At 32.3% G+C, this 22221-nt stretch carries 21 protein-coding genes, 1 tRNA gene and 2 pseudogenes; 9 read left to right on the top strand and 15 right to left on the bottom strand.

All coding sequences use genetic code 11. The features are described 5' to 3' along the window. Nucleotides 1–165: 165 nt before the first annotated feature. Both IPJ53_12025 and IPJ53_12020 read right to left on the bottom strand, forming a co-directional pair. A pseudogene (locus IPJ53_12025) lies at nt 166–1181 on the bottom strand (hypothetical protein). 659 nt (nt 1182–1840) lie between these two features. Then, nucleotides 1841–2278 (bottom strand): JAB domain-containing protein, encoded by a 438-nt coding sequence (locus IPJ53_12020; protein MBK7799829.1) that lies wholly within the window; start codon nt 2276–2278, stop codon nt 1841–1843. Between the two features lie 357 nt (nt 2279–2635). On the opposite strand from IPJ53_12020, the pseudogene IPJ53_12015 reads away from it, so the two are divergent. The 5 genes and pseudogenes from IPJ53_12015 (at nt 2636) to IPJ53_11995 (ending at nt 7550) form a co-directional block, all read left to right on the top strand. After that, nucleotides 2636–5664, top strand: a pseudogene (locus IPJ53_12015) (N-6 DNA methylase). A gap of 5 nt (nt 5665–5669) precedes the next feature. After that, nucleotides 5670–5855, top strand: a complete 186-nt coding sequence (locus IPJ53_12010; GenBank protein ID MBK7799828.1) for a hypothetical protein — start codon at nt 5670–5672, stop codon at nt 5853–5855. A 115-nt stretch (nt 5856–5970) separates the two neighbouring features. Then, nucleotides 5971–6489 carry a DUF4339 domain-containing protein gene (locus tag IPJ53_12005; GenBank protein MBK7799827.1) on the top strand — a complete coding sequence of 173 codons (519 nt, stop codon included), beginning with the start codon at nt 5971–5973 and terminating at the stop codon, nt 6487–6489. A 33-nt stretch (nt 6490–6522) separates the two neighbouring features. After that, nucleotides 6523–6720 carry a hypothetical protein gene (locus IPJ53_12000; protein MBK7799826.1) on the top strand — a complete coding sequence of 66 codons (198 nt, stop codon included), beginning with the start codon at nt 6523–6525 and terminating at the stop codon, nt 6718–6720. A gap of 122 nt (nt 6721–6842) precedes the next feature. After that, on the top strand, nt 6843–7550 hold the full coding sequence (locus tag IPJ53_11995; protein MBK7799825.1) for a hypothetical protein: 708 nt from the start codon (nt 6843–6845) through the stop codon (nt 7548–7550). A gap of 155 nt (nt 7551–7705) precedes the next feature. Here the strand turns inward: IPJ53_11995 and IPJ53_11990 are convergent, their stop codons facing one another. Genes IPJ53_11990 through IPJ53_11980 form a run of 3 tightly spaced genes read right to left on the bottom strand, consistent with a single transcriptional unit; the run spans nt 7706 to nt 9683 of the window. Then, nucleotides 7706–8170, bottom strand: coding sequence for a hypothetical protein (locus tag IPJ53_11990; protein MBK7799824.1), 465 nt, complete (start codon nt 8168–8170; stop codon nt 7706–7708). 35 nt (nt 8171–8205) lie between these two features. Then, nucleotides 8206–8886: a hypothetical protein gene (locus IPJ53_11985; GenBank protein MBK7799823.1), complete on the bottom strand. Its 681-nt coding sequence runs from the start codon at nt 8884–8886 to the stop codon at nt 8206–8208. Beyond that, a complete protein-coding gene (locus IPJ53_11980; protein ID MBK7799822.1) occupies nt 8853–9683 on the bottom strand; it encodes a hypothetical protein in 831 nt (276 codons plus the stop codon). The genes IPJ53_11985 and IPJ53_11980 overlap by 34 nt, the downstream gene beginning before the upstream one ends. Nucleotides 9684–10617: 934 nt before the next feature. Here IPJ53_11980 and IPJ53_11975 point away from each other — a divergent pair. Continuing rightward, on the top strand, nt 10618–11145 hold the full coding sequence (locus IPJ53_11975) for a carboxypeptidase regulatory-like domain-containing protein (protein ID MBK7799821.1): 528 nt from the start codon (nt 10618–10620) through the stop codon (nt 11143–11145). Nucleotides 11146–11243: 98 nt separating this feature from the next. Here IPJ53_11975 and IPJ53_11970 read toward each other — a convergent pair whose 3' ends face one another. From IPJ53_11970 to IPJ53_11935, 8 genes are all read right to left on the bottom strand, one after another. Beyond that, a complete protein-coding gene (locus IPJ53_11970) occupies nt 11244–12170 on the bottom strand; it encodes a DUF3871 family protein (GenBank protein MBK7799820.1) in 927 nt (308 codons plus the stop codon). Then, complete coding sequence (locus IPJ53_11965; protein ID MBK7799819.1) at nt 12151–12987, bottom strand: AAA family ATPase; 837 nt, start codon at nt 12985–12987, stop codon at nt 12151–12153. The genes IPJ53_11970 and IPJ53_11965 overlap by 20 nt, the downstream gene beginning before the upstream one ends. 93 nt (nt 12988–13080) lie before the next feature. Beyond that, the gene (locus tag IPJ53_11960) at nt 13081–13443 is read right to left on the bottom strand and encodes a hypothetical protein (GenBank protein MBK7799818.1); all 363 of its coding nucleotides are present in this window, start codon (nt 13441–13443) and stop codon (nt 13081–13083) included. A 146-nt stretch (nt 13444–13589) separates the two neighbouring features. After that, entirely contained in the window at nt 13590–13868 is a 279-nt protein-coding gene (locus IPJ53_11955; protein ID MBK7799817.1) for a hypothetical protein, read from the bottom strand. Nucleotides 13869–13888: 20 nt separating this feature from the next. After that, nucleotides 13889–15412, bottom strand: coding sequence for a hypothetical protein (locus IPJ53_11950; GenBank protein ID MBK7799816.1), 1524 nt, complete (start codon nt 15410–15412; stop codon nt 13889–13891). Nucleotides 15413–15416: 4 nt separating this feature from the next. Continuing rightward, nucleotides 15417–15935: a DEAD/DEAH box helicase family protein gene (locus tag IPJ53_11945; protein MBK7799815.1), complete on the bottom strand. Its 519-nt coding sequence runs from the start codon at nt 15933–15935 to the stop codon at nt 15417–15419. A gap of 67 nt (nt 15936–16002) precedes the next feature. Further along, entirely contained in the window at nt 16003–17184 is a 1182-nt protein-coding gene (locus IPJ53_11940) for a site-specific integrase (protein MBK7799814.1), read from the bottom strand. Nucleotides 17185–17344: 160 nt separating this feature from the next. Continuing rightward, nucleotides 17345–17417: transfer RNA gene (locus IPJ53_11935), tRNA-Met, on the bottom strand. Between the two features lie 224 nt (nt 17418–17641). On the opposite strand from IPJ53_11935, the gene msrA reads away from it, so the two are divergent. Next, entirely contained in the window at nt 17642–18184 is a 543-nt protein-coding gene (gene msrA, locus IPJ53_11930; GenBank protein MBK7799813.1) for a peptide-methionine (S)-S-oxide reductase MsrA, read from the top strand. Nucleotides 18185–18257: 73 nt separating this feature from the next. Then, the gene (locus IPJ53_11925) at nt 18258–18626 is read left to right on the top strand and encodes a methionine-R-sulfoxide reductase (protein MBK7799812.1); all 369 of its coding nucleotides are present in this window, start codon (nt 18258–18260) and stop codon (nt 18624–18626) included. Nucleotides 18627–18709: 83 nt separating this feature from the next. Here IPJ53_11925 and IPJ53_11920 read toward each other — a convergent pair whose 3' ends face one another. Both IPJ53_11920 and IPJ53_11915 read right to left on the bottom strand, forming a co-directional pair. Beyond that, a complete protein-coding gene (locus tag IPJ53_11920; GenBank protein MBK7799811.1) occupies nt 18710–19333 on the bottom strand; it encodes a 1-acyl-sn-glycerol-3-phosphate acyltransferase in 624 nt (207 codons plus the stop codon). 66 nt (nt 19334–19399) lie between these two features. Beyond that, complete coding sequence (locus IPJ53_11915) at nt 19400–21505, bottom strand: thioredoxin domain-containing protein (GenBank protein ID MBK7799810.1); 2106 nt, start codon at nt 21503–21505, stop codon at nt 19400–19402. Nucleotides 21506–21732: 227 nt separating this feature from the next. On the opposite strand from IPJ53_11915, the gene IPJ53_11910 reads away from it, so the two are divergent. Then, the gene (locus IPJ53_11910) at nt 21733–22206 is read left to right on the top strand and encodes a hypothetical protein (protein MBK7799809.1); all 474 of its coding nucleotides are present in this window, start codon (nt 21733–21735) and stop codon (nt 22204–22206) included. Nucleotides 22207–22221: the final 15 nt, after the last annotated feature.

Raw genomic sequence — 22221 nt, 5'->3', positions numbered from 1 at the left:
TAAGGAAATGATAACGATCATGATTTTTCTTCAGAAATATAATTTTATAAAGTCAATATCAAGGGACATACATGTTAATTAATAAGGATAGCCTCCTAAAAATATGGATTCAGATTTAAGGCGTAAATTGAAAATATGATTTTAAAAAAGAGTGGATGGCAAATTTTAATGATACTGAATATAAATTGGGCGGGGATAAATTTTAAAAGTTCGCTCGGGGTGTATAGTTCTTTCAAGCTAGTTTTGGTATCATTTTTATAAAATATTTTGAATCCAGTAAATTGTACAGGTTCTGTAAAGATGTGTCTTTGATAGGTACTCTTTTTTAATTCTTTTGTACCAAATCCGTCCATATCCAAAATGAATTGCACCTCTGGAGATATTTTTATCGATCTGACATTGGTAACCATGTTTTTCGTAAAACGATGGACTACCAGAATCTTTGGTGTGAGTTGATATTTTTTTACAAGGTTACTTAAATATTTGGAAGCGTAATTGATGTCTTTGGCATCAAAAGTGCCAATTTGTTTGCCGGGCAAAATCTCTGATTTCATTGAAAATTCCGGATCTATTCCAAGATGCACGTTGGGCAATTTTAAGAATTTTTCAAGTTTGGGGATTTCTACTTCAAGACTGCTCCAACCAACCTGAATATCCAGAAATACTAGAGCGTCTATTGTGTTGGCTAGAGAAAGTATTTTTTCAATTTGGTGAAATGGCATTCGAAGGTTTTTATTTTGACCTTCAGTTTGGGCGGTGACCGCAATGTAATGAAGCGCGGGCTTTACAGGAAAGGCCGAATCAGCTTTTTCCCAATTTTGACACTCCTTTTTAAGTTTTTCTAGCATTTCAGCTGCTGGATATTCACCTAAAATCCCCATCCTTTTTGAATATAGATTTCCATAAAAGGCTACTATACGATAGAATGGCAGAATTGCACCTGGAAGAGGATAGGGACCTTTTGGCGGCCATTTCCCTGAAGTGTCCCCATTAGCTAAAAAGTTGAGTCTAATATTATAATCCAAGGTATCCAAAACAAAGATGGGCGTTTTTACAGGTAGCGAATCTACAAGATTTTTTGCCTTAATGTTGCCATTCAAAACTTCTTTGCAGCATTGGAATATTAAGGACAATGGAACCAAAATAAATGCAATAATGATGAAGATTAAGCACCTGTTCAATTTTATTTTTTCGTAAGTCAATCGGTTTGGTTTTCTTGAAGAATACAAATATATCCCTTATAATTTAATAAAGGACATAACAACTCAATTTGAGGAATTCCAATATAGTTCATTATAAGATAGAAAACTTAAATTGAGGATTTGGGACATTAATTTAAAATTTGTAATGGTGTACATTAAATTTGTTGTATACAGAAAATATTTTCTCTATTTCTATGAAAACGGTTATTTTATAAGAAACCTAAATAAATTTTATTGTAGGATTTGGAATAGAGGACGTAAACAGTAAAAGAGTTCGCCAAAATAAAAAAGCCGACTAATAATTAATCGGCTTTTAAATTTTTGTGGCGGAGGCAGGACTCGAACCTACGACCTTCGGGTTATGAGCCCGACGAGCTACCAACTGTAAATCAATGTATTATGTATATTAATTAATATTAATTTAAATAATTTTCAAGGAACGTGCACCAAATTGGATACCATGTTTTATTAGAACAAATTTAATAAAGATTCACCTTATCCGGAAATACATTATTCTCCTAATGGTAAATATGCAAATTTGGAATCACTTACCAAATAGCCTTAATTCAAAAGCTGGAATTAAATTCTTATCTAAAATCAAAGGATTTTTTATTTGAGTTTTATGACCTTTAATTTGCCTAAATTAATCCATCATCAGCCATTGAGTAATACCCAGTATTGATGATTAAATGATCCAGAACCTGAATGTCAAACAGCTTTGCAGCCTCCTTCATTTGAGAAGTAAGTTGGATATCTTGAGAACTTGGGCAAAGGTTACCACTGGGATGGTTATGGGCTAAAATAATACCACTGGCATTCACTTTAAGGCCTACAGCAAGGACCTGCTTAATACTCACAATAGTGGCGGCATCCGTTCCAGAAGAGTGCTTATGGACTCCTAAGACCTTATTAGCCTTATCTAGATATAGAACCATAAACACCTCCTTATAATAGATCTGATGTTCTGGAAATTGAGACTTTAGGAGATTATAAGCATCAAGACTGGATTTAATTGCTGTCCTCTCGGAAGGCTTTATAGTAGGCAAATAGCTTACTTGTATTTCTGAGATTTTCATAGGTGTAAGTTTTAGTGGTTTGAGTTTAGGATTAACCGGTAGTACCTTATGGTGCTTAGTAAGCTTCTATTTGCTTTAAGATTGGATTGGAGCTTTAGGTTATAATTGGCTTTAAGAGCTACTTTAAAATATTACTAACATATTGGTGTGGCCCTGCTAAGGGTTGATCTATATGGAATCCTATCCTATCCTTCTGCCTATTCTATATTTTAAAGTTTTTTTTTAAAGAAAAGGATAATCCTCACCCTATCTAACCAAAATATCTTCCTAAATTTAACAAAATCCACTAAATTAGGGCCAAATAGTAAATTTTAGCCAGAAATGGTAATGCCATCCTGGGACTATAATTAGAACAATATGGGATTCTTTCAAGATACGGTAGTACACAAGTACCTAAGGACCAATGATGCCAATTTAATAAGCCAAGCCTATGCTAAGTTTGGAGAGCATTTTCACAACCCCAGGATACAGGAAAACATTAGGAACAGTAAGGAAGAACAATACCAGGGAGAATTTCTTATTGATCTGTTTGTCAAAGTATTAGGATATACTAAGAACCCCAACGATAACTTTAATCTAACCACCGAGTATAAAAATATCAAGGATAGTAAGAAGGCTGATGGAGCCATTTTAGTTAATGGTACTGTAAAGGCTGTCATTGAACTTAAGGGTACTAACACCACTGATTTAGGGAAGGTAGAAGAACAGGCTTTTGGCTATAAGAATAACCAGCCGGAATGTGTTTATGTAATAACTTCCAACTTTGAGAAATTAAGGCTTTATATAGACAATGCCATAGAACATATTGAATTTAACCTGTTCACGTTAAATTTTAAGGAGTTTGAATTGCTTTATTTATGTTTGGCCTTTGAAAATGTTGAAAAGAACATTCCCAAAAAGATAAAAGATGAATCTCTCAGTGAGGAAGATGTCATAACCAAAAAACTCTATAAAGATTACTCCATATTCAAGAGTGAACTTTTCAACAATATAGTTACACTCAATCCTGGAATTAATCCTATAGATCTGTTTCAAAAAGCCCAAAAATTAATTGACAGATTCTTATTTCTTTTCTTTGCAGAAGACAGATCATTGTTGCCACCAAATTCAGTAAGGCTAATATTGAGTGACTGGAGAGATTTGCAGGATAGAGATGAAGACATTGGCTTATACGATAGATTTAAAAAGTACTTTGAATATCTAAACACCGGATATAAAGGCAAAAGGTATGAAGTATTTGCTTACAATGGAGGGTTATTCAAACTTGATGAAATTTTGGATGTAATAAAAATAGACAGTGATCTTCTTTATAAGCACACTCTGAAATTATCAGAATACAATTTTAACAGTGAAGTAGATGTAAACATTCTAGGGCATATATTTGAGAATTCATTAAATGAGCTAGATGAATTAAAAGCTCAATCTGAGGGTGAAGCCATAGATAGAAAAAAAACAAGAAGAAAAAAGGATGGTGTCTTCTATACACCCAAATACATAACCAAATATATAGTAGACAACACAGTAGGTAAACTGTGTTTAGAAAAGAAAGAAGAAATAGACATTAGGGATGAAGATTATGTCTTCGACAAAAAAAGGCCAAAGAAAATTACTCTAAGCTTAGTAGAAAAATTAAATCAATACAAAGCTTGGCTTTTAGAATTAACTATTTGTGATCCTGCTTGTGGCTCCGGAGCATTCTTAAATCAAGCTCTAGACTTCTTGATAAAAGAACATAAATACATTGATGAACTACAAGCTGTTTATTAGGAGAAACATTAGTCTTTAGTGACATAGAAAAAAGTATCTTAGAGAAAAACCTTTATGGCGTTGACATTAATGAAGAAAGTGTAGAAATAGCTAAGCTGTCCTTATGGTTAAGAACTGCTCAACCCAATAGAAAATTAAATGATCTCAACAATAACATAAAGTGTGGTAATTCAATAATTGATGATCCAGCTGTAGCTGGTGATAAAGCATTTAATTGGCAGAATGAATTTCCAGATATATTATCTAAAGGTGGATTTGATGTTGTTATAGGGAATCCTCCTTATGGGGCATATTTTGATGAAAAATCTAAAATATATCTTCCAAAACAATTCAAAACATTTCAAGGAAATTTTGAAATATATTTTTTCTTTATTGAAATTTTGAACAAATTAGTTAAGTCTTTAGGTAAAGTGGGATATATATGCCCAGATACATGGATAAATATACCCCAAGCTCAAAAATTAAGAGAACATGTTCTAAAGAATTATGGCATAAATACAATAATTTCATTTCATCATTCAGTTTTTTCTGATGCTAGTGTGAATGCTATAATTTTCATTCTTACAAAAGATAATTTTTATGAAAATTGTGAATTTATAAATGTTATATCTAATAATTACTCAATTGGAAATCTTAACAATACAACTCAATGTGACGTATCAAATTGGAAAAAATCAAAAGATAATCAATTTCAAATTTGGCAAAATGAATCAGATATAGACATAATAAAAAAAATTCAATGGAATTCTAAGTTAGGCGAAGATGTTCTGGATATATCTCAAGGCATAGTTCCATATTCTAAAGAAAATCTTACTGAAGAACAGGTAAAACAACGAATATACCATAATTCGGAAAAATTAAATGAGAATTTTGGAGATTGGGTACAAGGCCGATCTCTATTAAGATATGGCATTGACTTAACCAATAAAGAATACCTAAAATATGGAGAATGGTTACATAGACCAAGAAAAGCAAAATACTTTAATGGAAATAGAATTTTGATTCAGGAAATTACTGGAGGAAACCCTCCAAGAATAAAAGCAACAATATTTAATGGATTACTATATCATGATCCTGGGATAATTGCATGTCTAAATAAATCCACATTTAATTTAGAATATATACTTGCTATAATAAATTCAAAATTAATTTCATGGTATAATTTAAAGACCGCACCAAAGGGAAAAAGAACTACATTTCCCAAATTATTGATAGGTGATGTTAGAAATATTCCATTTGCAAATACACTTCAAGAAAAACAAATAAAATTATCAGAAAAAGTACAAGTCATTCTAAAATTAAACAAAGTACTCATGGAAATTTCCGAAAAATTTCAAAGAAATTTATACAGAAAATTTAAACTAACAGAAATGTCCAAAAAAATGCAAGAATGGCACATATATTCATATGTAGATTTTATTAAAGAGCTATCTAAATTAAAAATCAAACTGACCTTAAGTGAAGAAGCAGAATGGGAAGAATATTTTAACTCAGAAAAGAAAAAAGCATTAGACATATTAGCCGAAATTGAAAAAGCTGATAAAGAAATTGATCAAATGGTTTATAAGCTTTATGAATTAACAGACGAAGAAATTAGAATAGTTGAATCAAGTAATTAATTAATATGAAATATACAACTTATTTATTAGGAGCTGGAGCAAGTGCAAATGCAATACCTACTTACATGCGAACTTCTTCTAACTCAAAAATGGAAATAAATGATAAAAGACTTGAAATCGCTAAGGAATTTGCTTCTAAGACCGCAGCAGCATTTGCATTTTGGTTAATATTTAAAAACTATGAAAAATGATCCTATTTTATTTGTTGGCACATTACCAAAGCTAGTCAAAATACAACTCTTAGAGTTTATTGCCTTCAGACGCATGGATTAGTTAAGCCCAAAATTGATCACAATAATTTCAAATATGAAAAAATATTTTTACATTAAAAACGAAAAAGAATTGGGACCTTTTGATCTTGAAGAATTAAAATCAGAAAAGATTAAGCGAGATACATTGGTTTGGTTTCAAGGCATTAAAGATTGGACCAAAGCGTCTAATGTTCCAGAACTCGATGAGTTATTTATCTATTTACCACCACCCTTACCTAATATACAAACAAAAAAATATCGAATTTCATTGCAGCTATTAGCACTAACATGTTTTGTTGGCAGTGTGGTTGCTTGGGTTGAAGTTGAAAGTATTGTTGTTAGTGGCCCTATAGCAATAGTCATAAGTTTAATTGCATTCTTCTTTAGTTATGAAGAAAGCAAAAATCAAAGAGTAATTTCATTAATCCCAGTTTTTGTTTACACATTATGTATGCTTTTGATCTTGGTTTATGATTTAAAGCCAAGTGCATCTACTATACCGGTAGGAATTATAGTGTCTATTGGCGCACTTTTATTCATCACTTTGGCATTTGACAAAATCAAACATTTCTAAAAATATTTATATTATTTTATTAAAAACTAGACTATGAGGAAATTTATTGCTAAAGTAAAAGGAAAATATTTTGATGAAAAGACTAAAATGCCAGTAAGGAAGAAGTTTGTGGATAGAAGAGATTATTTGGATACATTGGGATATGATATATGTGGCAAGCTTATTGATTTTAATGATTATAGGGACACTAACTCTTTACATGGTTGGGAAATAGACACATTAAACCGGTGAGTAATGCAGGTAGAGACAAACTTAGAAAGCCAACCAGGATAAAGGCGATAATGTTGAGTGGAAGTGTAGCAAGATTTTTTTAATGTATAAGAATCAATCAATTATATTATTTAAGTATGAATATGGGGAAAAGAATAGGATTACATGACAAGAATGAACTTACAAAATTATTGCATTTAGATGTAGTTCTTTCTGCAGAAGTTGAATCTTCAATTGATAACATAGATTCTTATAATTCTAGAGTGTATAATAGAGTTGTGAACTTGTATTTAGTAAGGAATCGGCTTTTAAGGATTAAAAAAATAATTTCTAATTCTAAAATATTATCTAACAGCATAGAAATGAGCATGGAAAAATTTGTAGAATTGCAATGGTCGTTATATGTTGTTTACATTAATTCTTACTATGATATTATTTTACTTTTAGTTAATGATGTTTTTTCATTTGGACTGAATGGGAATTGTGTTAATGATAAAACAATAGTTGAGAATAATAATATTGACAATAAACTCCGCAATGAATTAAAAACTTTGTCTCATCTTATTAGTAATGAAAATAGATTTAGAGTAGCAAAAAACAAAGTTGCTCACCAAGGCATTATTGATAACCATGAATTAATGAATTCAGCATGGAAACAAGAGAATATTTTTAGAGGTAGAATTTTAGGATTTACTTTTAAGGATTTATTTGTTGAACATAGTCAAATTTTAGAGAAGAAATCATTTAAAAAAAACCTTGATGAATTAAAATCGAAAAGGATTAAGTTAGAATCGATAATTAATGAAATATTAGATATTTTAGCTCAGGAGTTTAAAATAAGAGATATATAGTGTATTTCTATGTATCGCAGGCACTATCAATCGAAGTATGTAAACCAAAAAGTTAGAGATAAAATTGGAGTAAGATCCAAAAATCCTACTCCAATATTCTACTAACATAATGGTTAACTGGTAAACCAAGGTTCTTGATCGACTAAAGTTACTTATTAAGCATACATGGAGTATCTTGGTTTTCGAATAAATCCCATAGGATTGTCTCCAATAATCTTATATACATTGATTCTTTGATCGCCATCTCTTTTTTGAAAACGTTTAATCATTTTTAATTCACTTAATAATTGGGTTGCTTTAGTTTTGGTTTCTATTCTACCAATAGATTTATCAAAAGTACCTAGAATACTTTGCACCATTTGTAATTTTTTTAATATTTGATTAGAAGTAAATACAGCTCCATCAGGAAATTCATTTGTTATATTTACCTTCCAATCAGAATAGTCTTCAGCCATAAAATATTTGTAACTTCTGGATATCTTCTGAAGTTTTTTAGTATTTGGTGATCCCAAATAATTTTCTTTTATATATACAGCAATAGCTTTGCCCTCAATTCCTTTAGATAGGTTGGAATAGAAATTATATAGTTCATTACCAGTATTGTTTTTTGTATACTTCAAAAGCTCTACATTACTTACATCAGAATTTAAGTCATTTATAAAATTGGATTTAATAGTATCTGAATTCTTTTCTTTTCATTATGGTAATTATTAATTATCCTATTATCAATACATGATTTTAACCACGCATGTGTGTTTATAATTTTTACATCATACCCATAATTCAATGCATTCATGCAAAAGGATTCCAACGATCTATATATTTCAGTAATCATTTGAATCTTTATCAATTCATGGTCAATTGCCAAATATGAAACTTCGATTTCTTCCATATTTGAAAATTTACATAGTGCTTGTGGACTAAAAAAATCAATTAGTGATTCAACTTTTACTTTTAAAGATTCTCCCTTTAAGCTAACATTTTTGTTACTTTTTACCATGTTGGTTATTTGCCTTAATTGATTTTTAGCTGTTTCAATTAATTCATCTTTGGTGGCTTTAAGAACTTTAAAATTTGATTTTGAAAATATTACGTAAATTGACTGGAGGTCTAGTCTACATCTACCTGCAATTTGGGTCATTTTCTCTAAGCTTAAAAAAGAATGTTGTGCTTTAGAATCATTAATTAAAATAGGGCAAAATATTTCATCAATATCTACCCCAACAAAGTAGGTTGAGGTGATGAAATTAATTTCTGCAGGTAACAAGTTATTATTGAATTCATCATAATACTCAATCGTGTCTAATGTTGTCTTGATTCTACTTTTTCTGAACATAAAACTTTGCATTTTGCACGTAAATCTATAGGAAGAAGAGATATTACTTCCATAATTGACTCTACACTATTATAAGCAATCAATAATTTTTTATTAGAATCCTTATCAATATCATCCCAAATTATTTTTTCAGACTTATAATCTAGTATTAATTCAGCAACTATTTTGATTGGATTACTTGGACTGTTTATAATGTTTAATTGTTTTTTATCCCTTTTTGTATAATCAATAACTATTCTTGGAAGGTGTTGAATTTTTGGATTAGAGAATTCAATTAAAGTAGCAGAAACCAAACAACGTTCCTTGAATTTGAAGAAGTAATCTAGGGATAATTCCATTTTAGGCCTATAACCAATTTCAGATTGGAAACTATCTATTTCATCAATCATTATAAAATAGTCATTGTATACACTGTCTCCTATATGGTTGAGTAATCTAGGTAAACTATCTGCTACCACAAGAAATTTCTTATACTTAATGGGAGAATTTATGTAATTATTAATATCACTATCCTTTATTTTGTTTTTAATTTCTCCATAAGGACTTCCTAAATAAAAGCTATCTGGATGGGTTTGTGATTTGGTGTATGCCAAAGCTCGTGTAGGTACAACAATAATACTATTTCTGGGTGAAGTAAGCTCACAAGTTGTAGCTCCAATTCCTGTAGCTTTCTTATCAATTAGTCCAGATGGTAAGCGATCAATAACATCACCAAGCTTTATGCTATTATCAATGATCAGATTATTACCATTAATTGTGTATAATTGTTTATTTGTGTTTATTATATTAAATGTCATCAGTTTAAGATTTTAATTCCCTATAAAGATAAAGTGAAAGTGATGACAAAACTTACAATTAATTATTTGTATCTTAAATTTATACGTTTTTAAATGACAATTTATTTTGTCATCAGTTTCAACAAGAAATTCCCTATAAAGAGCATTCCAAAGTGATGACAAATTGAATTATTGATTCAGATTATGATAATAATGGAAAAATGTCATCATTTTCAAATCCAAATTCCCTATATAAAGATTGTCAAACTGGTGGCAGTTTAAGTCACTGTTTTCCGAATAAATCACTTATGGAATTCTGTCACCACTTTCGACTCTAAATTCCCTATATAAAGACTCCCATAGTGGTGACAAAACCAATATATCCATTAATACCTAGGTATCAAACCAGAAAAAGTTACCGCAAAGCACAATCCATTTATAGCAATTGCGCTTGCGCTCTCAAAAGTGTTCCAAATTTACATTCCACCTATAAGGTAAAAATGTAAATTTGGGATACCCAACGCAAAACCCAAGACATAACTACCCTATACAGATTATTGAACCTATGATTAATATCTTTAAAAACCAATTTTGACTACTCTCTAAACCCCAAATAAGCTCATTTGGGATCTGTTGAACAATTACACTTCTACCCAGTAATCCTTCAGTATAACTACTCTTATTAGCTTCTGTAATCAGAATATACTGGCTCCATAGTCCAATCTCATCAAAATGTAAGCTAAAGTTACCCCTTCTAATAAATGCGCATATTAACCCTACTCTGAAATATTACTAACATAATGGTATATAGATATTGATAGGCATTCCCAGGCTTGGTTTGGCAGCATCCCAACTTATTATTGGCTTTTACTTAGAAAACCTTTAATTTCAAGAAATCCTTTAGAATACTGATAACCTCCTTACCTTTAATGTAACTTACATAAAATTATAAATCATGAAAACAATTATTGCTCTCTTTTCTCTAATCATTTATTCAACAGTAACTTTTGCAAGTGATCCTATCCCTGGTGTAGATGTAAAGGTTGGTAGAAAACCACCTGGTGAAGGCCAAATTATTGAAAACATAATTACTGATAAGTATGGATCATTTGAAATTAAGAATCTTACTGCAGGTAAATATTCTTACTACCTGGATTTTGCTTTCAAACAAACTGGCACAAGAGGTTTTGCCCCTCCAGGGCCTGGTTTTGCCCCTCCAGGGTCTGGGATGATTACATATGCTTTAGTACAAGTTGATAATATTAAATTATTGAGTTGCACTAAAGGTAAGACAAAAGCTGCTCCTGCACCTATTGTTGACAGGTTTAGTATTAATATCTCTGATTATGGCCAGGTTAATTTAACGATTATCTATGATTGTAATTCAATTAAAGGAAGTTTAGAAATGTTTGATCCCAATCAAAGAAGTCTACCATTCTATACAAATACAAGTAGAAGCAATATTAAAATTATCAAGCAATAATAAAACTATCAGATAAACAATAAATCTTTGTTTACCGAGAGGAATGTCATCACTTTAATTATTCCTTAGAATAGTCAAAGTGATGACAATTTTTCCATTTAAATAAGCCAGCTCTGATTACTCTGGAGACCCCTTATAAGTTCCTCTGAAATTTGCTGAGCATTTACTCCTCTATCTAGAAACCCATCTATATAACTACTCTTATTTGCCTCTGTTAGGAGGTTATAAAGATTCCACAGACTGATATCTCCTTGATTATTGGAGAAATGAGGATCTGCATAATAACCCTTTGTTACAGAAGATAATTGAGAATCAGTAATCAAGATTTTAGGAATTTCCTCTTTATAAAGATGATGTTGATACATCCTACATTTACCCAGAAAGTGAGCAAATTGGCCTTCTGTTAAGCTATAATTACTTAAAGATTCCATCCAAGATAAATGCTGTTCTGGACTGTAACCTTCCACCATAAGCCTTATTTGCTTCCCCAGAAGGTCTATAGAACTTGTTTTAAATTCCAGTATTGTTCCATCTGTAGAAATACATAAATTAGAACACACTTTGACCTGAAAGCCTATAAAGAACTTAAAATGTTGGGATGCTCTTTGGTCTTTACCTAAATTATCCCAGGAGTATGATTTAACGCCTCCTATTACTAAAGACAATTCCTTTCCTTCTATTAAAGACCTGATGTTAGGTATCTTTATAAGAAACATCATCCTTTCAAAATAAAGAGTTGTTTCATGAGGAAGTAATTCAAATGCCTTTTTAGTCCTTGCTTCCGGAATTCTACCCATAATAGGATGTGACACTCTGATCTGTGGATCCAGTAGTTTTAGATCCTTAAACCCAGAGAGTACATCCATCATGGTTTCAATAATTTGAAATTGAGCAATAAGTGGATGGTTGTCTTTAGAAAATACAGGAATGATATGCTCCTCTTTTAATGCTTGGTAAGTAGCGCTTTGGGTGTTAGCGATAATAAAAGGGGTTTCAGTAATTTGATCAACGGTTAAAAGTTCCATTTTGAGAAGATTTAAGGTTTGATAATAAGAAGGATTTTCTCTCTAGAAGTGGAGCTGAGATTTCAGGATGTTGCTGTATATGATCTCTATAAATGGCAGTTAATTCTTGTATGGATGTTGCCCGGCTTATCCTTTCTTTTAGATTTTCTTCACCTTGATTGCACCAGGATTTGATAAGCCTTCCTGTTTCCTCTGAAATAACAAATTCAGTTTTGTTTATAAAGACTCCTGTTCTGTCTTTTGAGCAGGAAACATGATGCCTAATGTCAACATCAAAAACAATTGTAAACTCATAATCCACCCCATCTCTTTGAATGGCTTTAAGGCCTACTTTTTCAGGGACCATCTTTCCATTCTTATCTGCAAGTACATAATCCTGTTTTACCCTAAGAGTAGAAATTATGTGTACCGGCGAATTAAGGATTTTAGTAAATAAGGCATTTTGTCTTGGGGTAATTTTGGCCCAATTGGTAAAAGAATTACCAGCCATTCCTGCATGAGACTCTACAAGGTGTTCCCAACCATGAGACAAGGAATCAATGATGATTAATTCCATGCCTTCTGACTCTGCAAGTTCAATAGCTTGGATATACTTCTCTGGAGTGTAAGGAGAAGAAATAGCTATAATATTATATGTACCTAGATGTGCATATAGATTTGATGACCCATTTTCAGTGTCGATGACACATACTTTGTTAAAATCTCCCACTAATCCTTTAGCCAAAAGGAGAGAAGAATATGTCTTTCCTGATCCAGCAGGACCTTGTAATGCCATTTTAATTTTGGCTTGTTGACGCTCAGCTTTATGAATATTCATTTTTTATGGTTTTGTTATATGAAAGAATACGTTTTTAAAGAAAAAAGTAAGGGATGTATACAAAAAGTATACACCCCTTTACCAAGGCAACAGTTAAGCTTCAACTGCAATGCCATTGGAACTAAAAGTCTTAATGTCTGCCTTGACTTTTCTTTCCTCACCCTCTGGAACATAAGTCCATCTGTGAGACATCTCTACAATTTCTCCTGTTTCTGGAACTAAATAGTCATAAGCTTCACAATCCTCCTTTACAATTCTGCCTGGAAGTTGCTTTCCTACCATTTCCGCTGCAAATTGTTTACTAAAAGTTGACGTAATGGTACACTTCTTTGCTGTTGCATAGAAATTACCTGTTTCCTGAGACCTGACCATTTCCAGATCTCCTTGCAGAATAAGTACTACAAATTCCTCACCCTGCTGATTTTGCCTTACGGCATAGCCACTAACTGTTACCATTTTAAAAAAATTAATAAATTAAAAAATCCCCATTTTGAAGGGGGGAGGATATTTTACCCTGCCAAGGTTTATGGGGGGTGTGGGATGCCAGGTAAGCAAGTTCAATTTTACATTTTTATCACATAAGTGAAAATGTAAATTTGGAACTAAGAAGGGAAATCTGATGTCTTAACATGTTTTTGATATAAGGTACCTAGAATCTCATATCTTTTTTTTGGTGCTGAAACAAGCTCAACAAACTTATTAAGGAATTGAACGTAAAAATTTGATTTTTCTTTATTAAAAAATGAAACTGGACTGTTTGGTTTCAAAATAGGGTCAAATTCCTGAATTTTATCTATTATGGATTTTAGTTTCTTTTCGTTAAACACTATATTTATTTCAGGATTACCTTTTAGAGTCTGCTTTCCTTTATTTTGCTTCACAAAATAATCAATAAATAATTTTAATTCATACCAACTTTTTCTAAATCATTTCCGGTTTTAGATGAGTGTAATAATCTTTGTGCATAATAAAATCTCTCCATTTCGTCTCCATCATTGAGTATTTTATTGTCAAACTTAACTTCTTTTATAGATAAACTAAAGAGTGCCTGTAATAAGACCAAAAACTTCTTATTGTTTGGTTTACTAACAGCTACACCATCTAAGGCGACTTTGGAATTAATTTCAGTTCCTTCCTTTACAAACTTTGTAAAGGCATATCTTATTTCAGAATAAATAGAGGAAATATCAAGATCATATAATTCAGTGCAGGTTTTGCAATACTCCTTATCTATAAAATGCTTGAGATCAGCCGCACAAGAAACTTTACGAATATCCACCTTCACACTAATTTTCTCTTGTACTATAATCTCATTTAAAGTACAATTGGTAAATTGATTATGATATGCTGCCCAAATTAAATATGGGGTGGCATATTTTCCACTGGACAGATGCTTAGAAACGAGATACTGTTGTGCTTTTATAATTTTACGTTCATAAAGGCTTGGAAATAAATTAAATACCTCGGAAAGCAATTCATCCAAATTTAACTCTTCTTGTAAATAATCATTGTGCTTAATTCGAGAAGCCATATTTGAAAGAATCAGTTTTGCAGTACTATTCAATTTATTTTTTAAATATTCAGAATCCTGCGATGCTCTAGAAATATATGAAGTCACAGAATTTTCCTCTTTATTTAGAGGAATATAATTTTCAGCATTTTCAATTATCATAGAAGGCATAAATTTTTTAAGTTCATGCATGTAACCATTTGATTTTGAAACAATGTGATCACCTATTCTAGGAAGAATTACATAGATTGTATTATTTGATCTTGCTCTTGCTAAAGATTGCACAATTGCAGGCACTCCTTCTGAAAATACACCTAAATTATTTTTATAGTTATAATTTTTAGAAACAGGGGGCATTATTATAAAAAAAGAATCACCAGGGGGTAAGTTAACTCCAGATTTAAATGTGGTTCCAATGTTAATTTTAGACGGATCAAATGGGTTCTTATCTATACTTGTACATAAATTGACAGCTTTGCTTCCAAACCATTTCTTATTTGCAAGTTGCTCTGCTATTTTTCTACTATAAGAAAAAATGTGAAAATTTGAAATCTTTCGTTCATTAATTAATTGCTCGATTATCCTTAATGGCTGGATTCTTTCACTTGAAATATTTTTATCAAGGAACACAAGTTTTAAATCACTTTGGTGAACACTTTTTACCCTAATTGAAGTCATTATTCTGGGATGGTCAACCCTTAAAGATGATAACAATTTCAATACCTCAATCGAAGATTCTGTATAGGTGGCTGAGGAAATGATGATTTTATGATAAATATTGATCCTGTTCAAAAGGCTAGAAACATATTCTGTACTAAAATTATTTGGACTCTCGTGTATTTCATCTATAAATAAAAATATTCTTTTTTTTGCCTTCTCAGCATGCTTATGAACTTCTTCAATATAACATTTCATTCTATTAGATTGAAAAAAGCAATCTCCCTGGATTACCCAATAGGCTATTTATTGTTGTAATATGAACCCTTTTTCTTGCTATAAATTTCTTGATTATATCTGCCTTACTTATTGTCCATGGCGCATTTTGTATTTGCTCATAGTTTTGGATATAATTGGGTCTAATGCGTTTTGACAATTCATCGAAATCCTTATTGACAAGTATTTTGAATGGACTCGCCATTATTATTAGGTTCTTAGGGTCTTTTGCAAGCTTGGAAATGATATTATATATAGCTGTGGTCTTCCCTTGACCTACACCGGCATTAATTATTAATATTTCTTTCAAATCTTTATCAAACCCTGTTTCAATATCCTTAGTAACATAACCTGTCTTAGGGTCTATGGTTAGTGGTTTATAATTTAACACACTGCAATAAAACATTCTAGTGCCTAAGATCCTTTCAGTAAGATCCTTAAAGTCAATTGTAATGGAGTTTAAAGCCTTAGGCGTGTGAGTTTTGTAATTTATTAATTTGGCCATTTCAAAAGTAAGGTTGCCCAACCCAAATTTACATTATTTTATTATATGCAAAATGTAAATTTGGCACTTATAGCTTGAATAATTTGAGGACTTCTTCAGTAAGAACATCTTGTTGAATTTCAGCATAATGCTTTTCCGTTATCCTTGAATCAGAGTGTGAAAGCAGACTACTCACTACCTTAATTGGAACATTATTACCTAATAATACAGTGCTTGCAAAAGTCTTCCTGGCTAAATGAGTAGTCAGAGGAGTTTCAAATTCGCAGATTTTACCAATATCCTTTAAATATTGGTTCATTTTCTGATTAGACATTACTGGGAGTTTACCTCCATATTTAGTCCAAATTTTCAGAGCCTTTGGAAGCAGTGGAACTTTTTGGATTTTTTTTGTCTTTTGTCTAATTACAGAAAGCCATAATATGGAACTTTTTTCCTCCAGACCTTTTATTGAACATTGTTTTAATTCAGAGTACCCAAATCCGGTATAGCATGCAAAAATAAAAATATCTCTAACTTTATTTAATTTGTTGTCCTCTAGAATAATTGCCTCAAGCTTTTGTAATTCCTTTTTTGTAAGATACTTTATGTTTATATGAACAGGCTTGGATTTGAATGCCATCCAAGGATCTTTATCAAGATACTCATGTGCGATGGCATATTTAATAATTGATTTTAGTCGCTGGATAGACTTGTTGATTGTAATTTGTTTAAGTTTTAGATCAATTGTCATGTATTCCTCAAATTCTAAAAGATGCCTTATTTTTAATTCTTTTAACAATATTTCTTTTTGATTATGAACTTTAATTAGGTATTCTTTCAGATGGTTGTAAATAGTTTTGAATTTATTAAATGTACTTAGGGTATAGTTTTGATTTATTTGCTTTTGGATTCCTTCAAGATAAATTTTATAAACTTCAACAAAACCAACTGGATTTATATTTTCCTTTTTTACTCCTAAATCCACCAATACTTGGTTTAGATTTGGTATTTCGTTATCCAAAAATGCCTTCGTAAAAGTTTTTAAAAGTAGAACTCTCCACCTTTCAATAATCAGAAATGAAATGGGGTCCCTTTTCTGGTTTACTGTTAAAGTCAAATTATTCCAATTTTTAAGCTCAACCATAACTCCTGTTGACATAACCTTTGTTTCATTCATGATTTTAATCCTGCAATGAATAGGAGCTTTTCCTTTGGAATTTATTCTAGAATTTCGTAAAAAGAAGTAATAAGATGCTTTTCCAATTTTCATATAGAAATGATTTAAAGCATCCAAAATGGGAGGGTTCACTAAAAGTCCGATACACCAAATAGTTGACTAAAAAGTACACCAAATGGCAAGTGAAAAGTATTTAAATTAAAAAAGACCATAATACATATTTAATTGTATTACAGTCTTAATTAAATTTTTGTGGCGGAGGCAGGACTCGAACCTACGACCTTCGGGTTATGAGCCCGACGAGCTACCAACTGCTCCACTCCGCGATATGAGGCCGCAAAGGTAAGACTATTTTCTTAATTTTCAAAGATTTTCTTAAATTTCATGCTTAAACTAAAATCAAATTTTTTCGTTTTATTCCCATGATTAAGTTAATTGCCATCACCGCCCTCATTTTTCAGATGAAGGCTTGTAGCGCTCCTCAGCCTGTAAAAGAAGTTCAAAACCCTATACCAACTATGGAAATCAAAGAAGTTTTGTCGGAAGAAAAATAAATCCCTCTGGCTTGGATACGATTATACTAGCTGCAGGATGCTTTTGGTGTGTTGAGGCGGTTTTTCAGGATTTGAAGGGGGTTTATCAAGTAAAGTCTGGTTATACAGGGGGCAAAACCAAGAATCCGGATTACCACGAAGTCTGTGGTGGAATGACCGGGCATGCTGAAGCTCTTGAGGTTTTGTTTGACCCTCAAATAATTTCTTTGGATCAGTTATTGGAAGTGTTTTGGTCCACTCATGACCCAACAACCCTGAACAGACAAGGAGCTGACAAGGGAACCCAGTACAGATCTGCAATATTTTATCAAAATGAGGCGCAGAAAGCAGTGGCAATGAAGTCTAAGGCTGAGGTCGCAACTAAATTTTGGGATGATCCAATTGTTACTGAAATAACAAAAGCCGATATATTTTATCCGGCAGAAGACTATCACCAAAATTACTATAAGCAGAATTCAGATGCCGGATATTGTCAAATTGTAATAGCACCTAAACTGATTAAATTAAGGGAAAAATATCAGGGACTTTTAAAAAAGTAGTCAATTGCCAGATTTCAATCTGTCTATTTTTGACAAAATGTACTAATTATCAATTAAAATAAAATATTCCTGTATGCAGGCCTCAGAATTCAATAATCTTAATGAAGAAGAAAAGCGAGTGATCCTGAACAAGGGAACAGAGTTTCCATTTTCTGGAAAATATGAATCCCATTTTGAGGCGGGAGTTTATACATGTAGACAATGTAACGAACCTTTATATCGATCTGCCGCCAAGTTTCATTCAGGATGTGGTTGGCCTAGTTTTGATGAAGAAATCAATGGAGCAGTCAAGAGGATACCTGATGCCGATGGTTACAGGGTTGAAATAGTTTGTGCAAAGTGCGGTGGACATTTAGGCCATGTGTTTGAAGGAGAAGGCTTCACACCTACAGGATTACGTCATTGTGTCAATTCCGTATCTTTGGATTTTTTACCTGAGTAAATCCGGAATGTTTTCATTTTGCCAATTAGTTTGAAAATCAAATAATTTTTCTTGAATTTTAGTGCTCATTTTTTCTGTAAAGTTTAAAGGATCAGTAGGAATCTCGGAATCAAAAAAATGAATTCTAACTTCGGTTTTCCACTTCGAAAAAGTGGTAATGAATTGTTGTAGCAAATGTTCATTCCACCAGAAATCTCTTTTTTTGGATTCATATATTCAATTGCGAAGAATGATACCTTTTTGCCTGCTGCAACTGCTGATTCAATAGAGCCTTTTTTGAATGGAAGTAACTCTCTCGTGATGCTTATGGTGCCTTCCGGAAAAATCAGAATAGAACGATTATTATTTAAGTTTTCAAGAATTGAGTTTTTAGCTAAAAATCGACTCTCCGTATTATTTCGATGAACAAAGATCACTCCGGATAATTTTGCACCTTGACTAATAAGAGGGTATTTTTCTACTTCTGATTTACTTACTGCATAACCATTGTCTAAAAATGAAAAGATTACTACAGGGTCAATGAGCGATCGATGATTTCCTACGTATAGTTGTGGTTGAGATACGTCAAGGTGACCTGTTTTATAAATTTTAATTCCTAAAATAGAACATGCCAGTTTGCACCATATCGTTCTAATTTTAAATGCAAGTTGTTGTTTGAATAATCTTGTGTAAATTAAGATAAAACCAAAACCTGTAAAAATAGCCATGGTTAATACCAAGAGTAAAAACCGTGAAATTGCCAGTGCTGACCCAATTATTTTTTTAACCACGCTTTAGTCTATCAGTTTCAAAGCCTCAGCAGCATTCGTTACCGGAATTTTGCACACTTTATTTCTGCAAACATAAATAAACGTGTTACCTTCCTGTAACTTGTCTTTCAATAATTCAAGAGTTCCTTCTGTTGTGCCTCCAAGAAGTATGACTGAAGGAAGAAAAGTCATTGCCAATTCGTTCCGTAATTCTTTGGAGTTTGGTCCTACAACTGCAACTTCATAGTAAGGTTTTAATAGTGAGATATAGAGTCTTGTCCAGTTTGAATAAAATTCTGTTTGGCCTTCTCCAAAATTCTCGGTTGCACTAAGGATCATTTTTTTACTTCTTTCCAAGTATTCGTTGTTGTAAAAAAACAAGCCTAAACGATATAGATTATCAGCCATCACTGAGTTTGCAGAAGGGGTCACCTGGTCCTCGAAATCCATTTTTCTAGAAATTAATTGTTTATCTAATTTTGAATTAAAGTAAAAAAATACATTATTCTGATCAGAAAAATTCTGAATAGTTACATCGGTCAGTTGTTTTGCGAATAACAAATATGATTCATCAAAACTCATTTCGTACAATCTGATGAAAGCGTCGATTGTGAAGCTATAATCCTCCAAAAATCCATTTATATTTTTTTGACCGTTTTTAAAATTGCGATATAAGCCATTTTGAGGATCCCACATTCTGTTTTTTATCAGATCCGCTGCTTTTATGGCGGAGTTCAAGTATTCTTTATTATTCAATGCTGCCGATGCATCAATACACGCCCTTATCATTAGAGAGTTCCAGGCTGTTAGGATTTTGTCATCAAGTTTAGGTTTTTTTCGATTGGATTTTACTTTAATTAGTTTATTTCTGGAATCATTAAGTGATTGTAAAATTTCAGATTCAGATTTTTTGAATTTTTTTGCGGTGGATTTTACATCAACGACAGTAAACAATACGTTTTTTCCTTTTTCCCAGTTGCCTGCTTCTTTAATACCGTAAGTGTATTTAAAGATTTCAAGGTCACTACCTGCGCCTAATCCATCGTTGATTTCCTTTTCTGTCCAAACATAGAATTTCCCCTCTTCGCCTTCGGTTTCTGCGTCTAAGGAGGAATAAAATGAACCATCTTGGTTGGTTAAATTATTCTTGACAAAATCCAAGCTTTTTTCAATGACTGATTTATATTTTTCATTGCCATTCTTTTGATAAGCAAATGAATAAAGACTGATCAATTGAGCGTTGTCATAAAGCATTTTTTCAAAATGAGGAACCTTCCATTCCGGGTCCACTGTGTATCTGCTAAAGCCACCTTCTAAATGATCATAAATTCCACCATCAGCCATCTTGTCAAGTGTCGTGGAAATGAATTTATCCAGTTGGGGATTCTTTGAATAATGTTGGTATTCAAGCAAACTTCTCATCAACGGAGGTAGTGGGAATTTTTGGCTGCTTTTCTTTCCGCCATGGACAAAGTCCAGGGATTGAATAGTTTTGTCATAAAGGTTTTTTAAAATTTTTTCTGAACCTACTGTTTGGGTTGTAGTGCCAAATCGTGAATAATCCACACTCAGATGGCTTTGAATTTGCATCGCCATTTTTTCCAATTCATTTGGATCTTCAGCATAAACATCCTGCATATTTTTCAGCAATCTCAGCCATTCGTCTTTGGTCAGATAAGTCCCTACCCAAACTGGTCTGCCGTCAGGAAGCGTAATGGCATTTAATGGCCATCCGCAAGCGCCTGAATTGATTATTTGGCAGGCGTTCATATAGATTTGGTCCACATCCGGTCGTTCTTCACGGTCAACTTTAATAGAAATGAAATGTGCGTTCATGACGTTACTGACTGCAGTATCACTAAATGATTCTCTTTCCATTACATGGCACCAATGGCAAGATGAATACCCAATACTAATGATCATCAGCTTTCTGGTGTCCGCAGCAATTTTAAGTGCTTCATCTTTCCATGGATACCAATCTACAGGATTGTGCGCATGTTGGAGAAGATAAGGCGAAATTTCACCACTAAGGTGGTTGCCTGATGTTTTATGTGAGGAGTCTTCTTTGGTATTCTTACAAGAAGTAAAATTTATCAGTAGAACCGCAGTAAAAATTAATAATAGTTTCATTTTATTAATATTGTCCATGATTATTAAGAATCTTAAATTTGGATTTATAATAGTTTTATTTATTAATTATTGTCATATATTAGATCAACATATTTTGTCCGTACTTAACAGAATGGTTTAATTTGGGGTAGAGTCCTTTGGATGGTAAACCAAAATGATTATTTAAAAATTTAGCGTAATTAAAAAAATGTTGAAATCTCGATTTAATTAAGTTGCAAATATAGACTATGGAATGGAGAAGTTTCAGTGGTGATGTGATTAAACAGCCTCTTTTGGAAAAAGTTGAAGAAATAATTCAAAGAGAGAAAAATCTTGGATATAAACTTAAAGTTTGTGTTGGAACAGATTCCAGGGTTTGTGTTGAAAAAATTGAATTTGCCACGGTGGTAGTGTTCTTGAGAGAAGGGAAGGGAGGATTCATGTTGGTTGCCTTATCAGAGGTGTATCGTAAAATGGGATTGAATCAAAGGATGATGACAGAGGTGTCCAAATCAGTTGAAGTGGCTTACTCAATGTGTGAATTGCTGGACACTTACCAAATTCCACTTGAAGTTCACGCGGATATTAACACTGACCCAAATTTTAAATCGAATGCAGCACTGCGTGAAGCTACAGGGTACATACTTTCCATGGGTTTTATTTTTAAGGCCAAGCCGGAAGCCTTTGCCTCAACCTATTGTGCAGATCACTTGATACATTAAGGCATCCAGATAACT

The sequence above is a fragment of the Candidatus Vicinibacter affinis genome (assembly GCA_016714365.1).
Classification (GTDB): Bacteria; Bacteroidota; Bacteroidia; order Chitinophagales; family Saprospiraceae; genus Vicinibacter; species Vicinibacter affinis.
The sequence above is the reverse complement of the archived record's forward strand: the minus strand, read 5'-3'. Positions and strand labels throughout refer to the sequence as shown.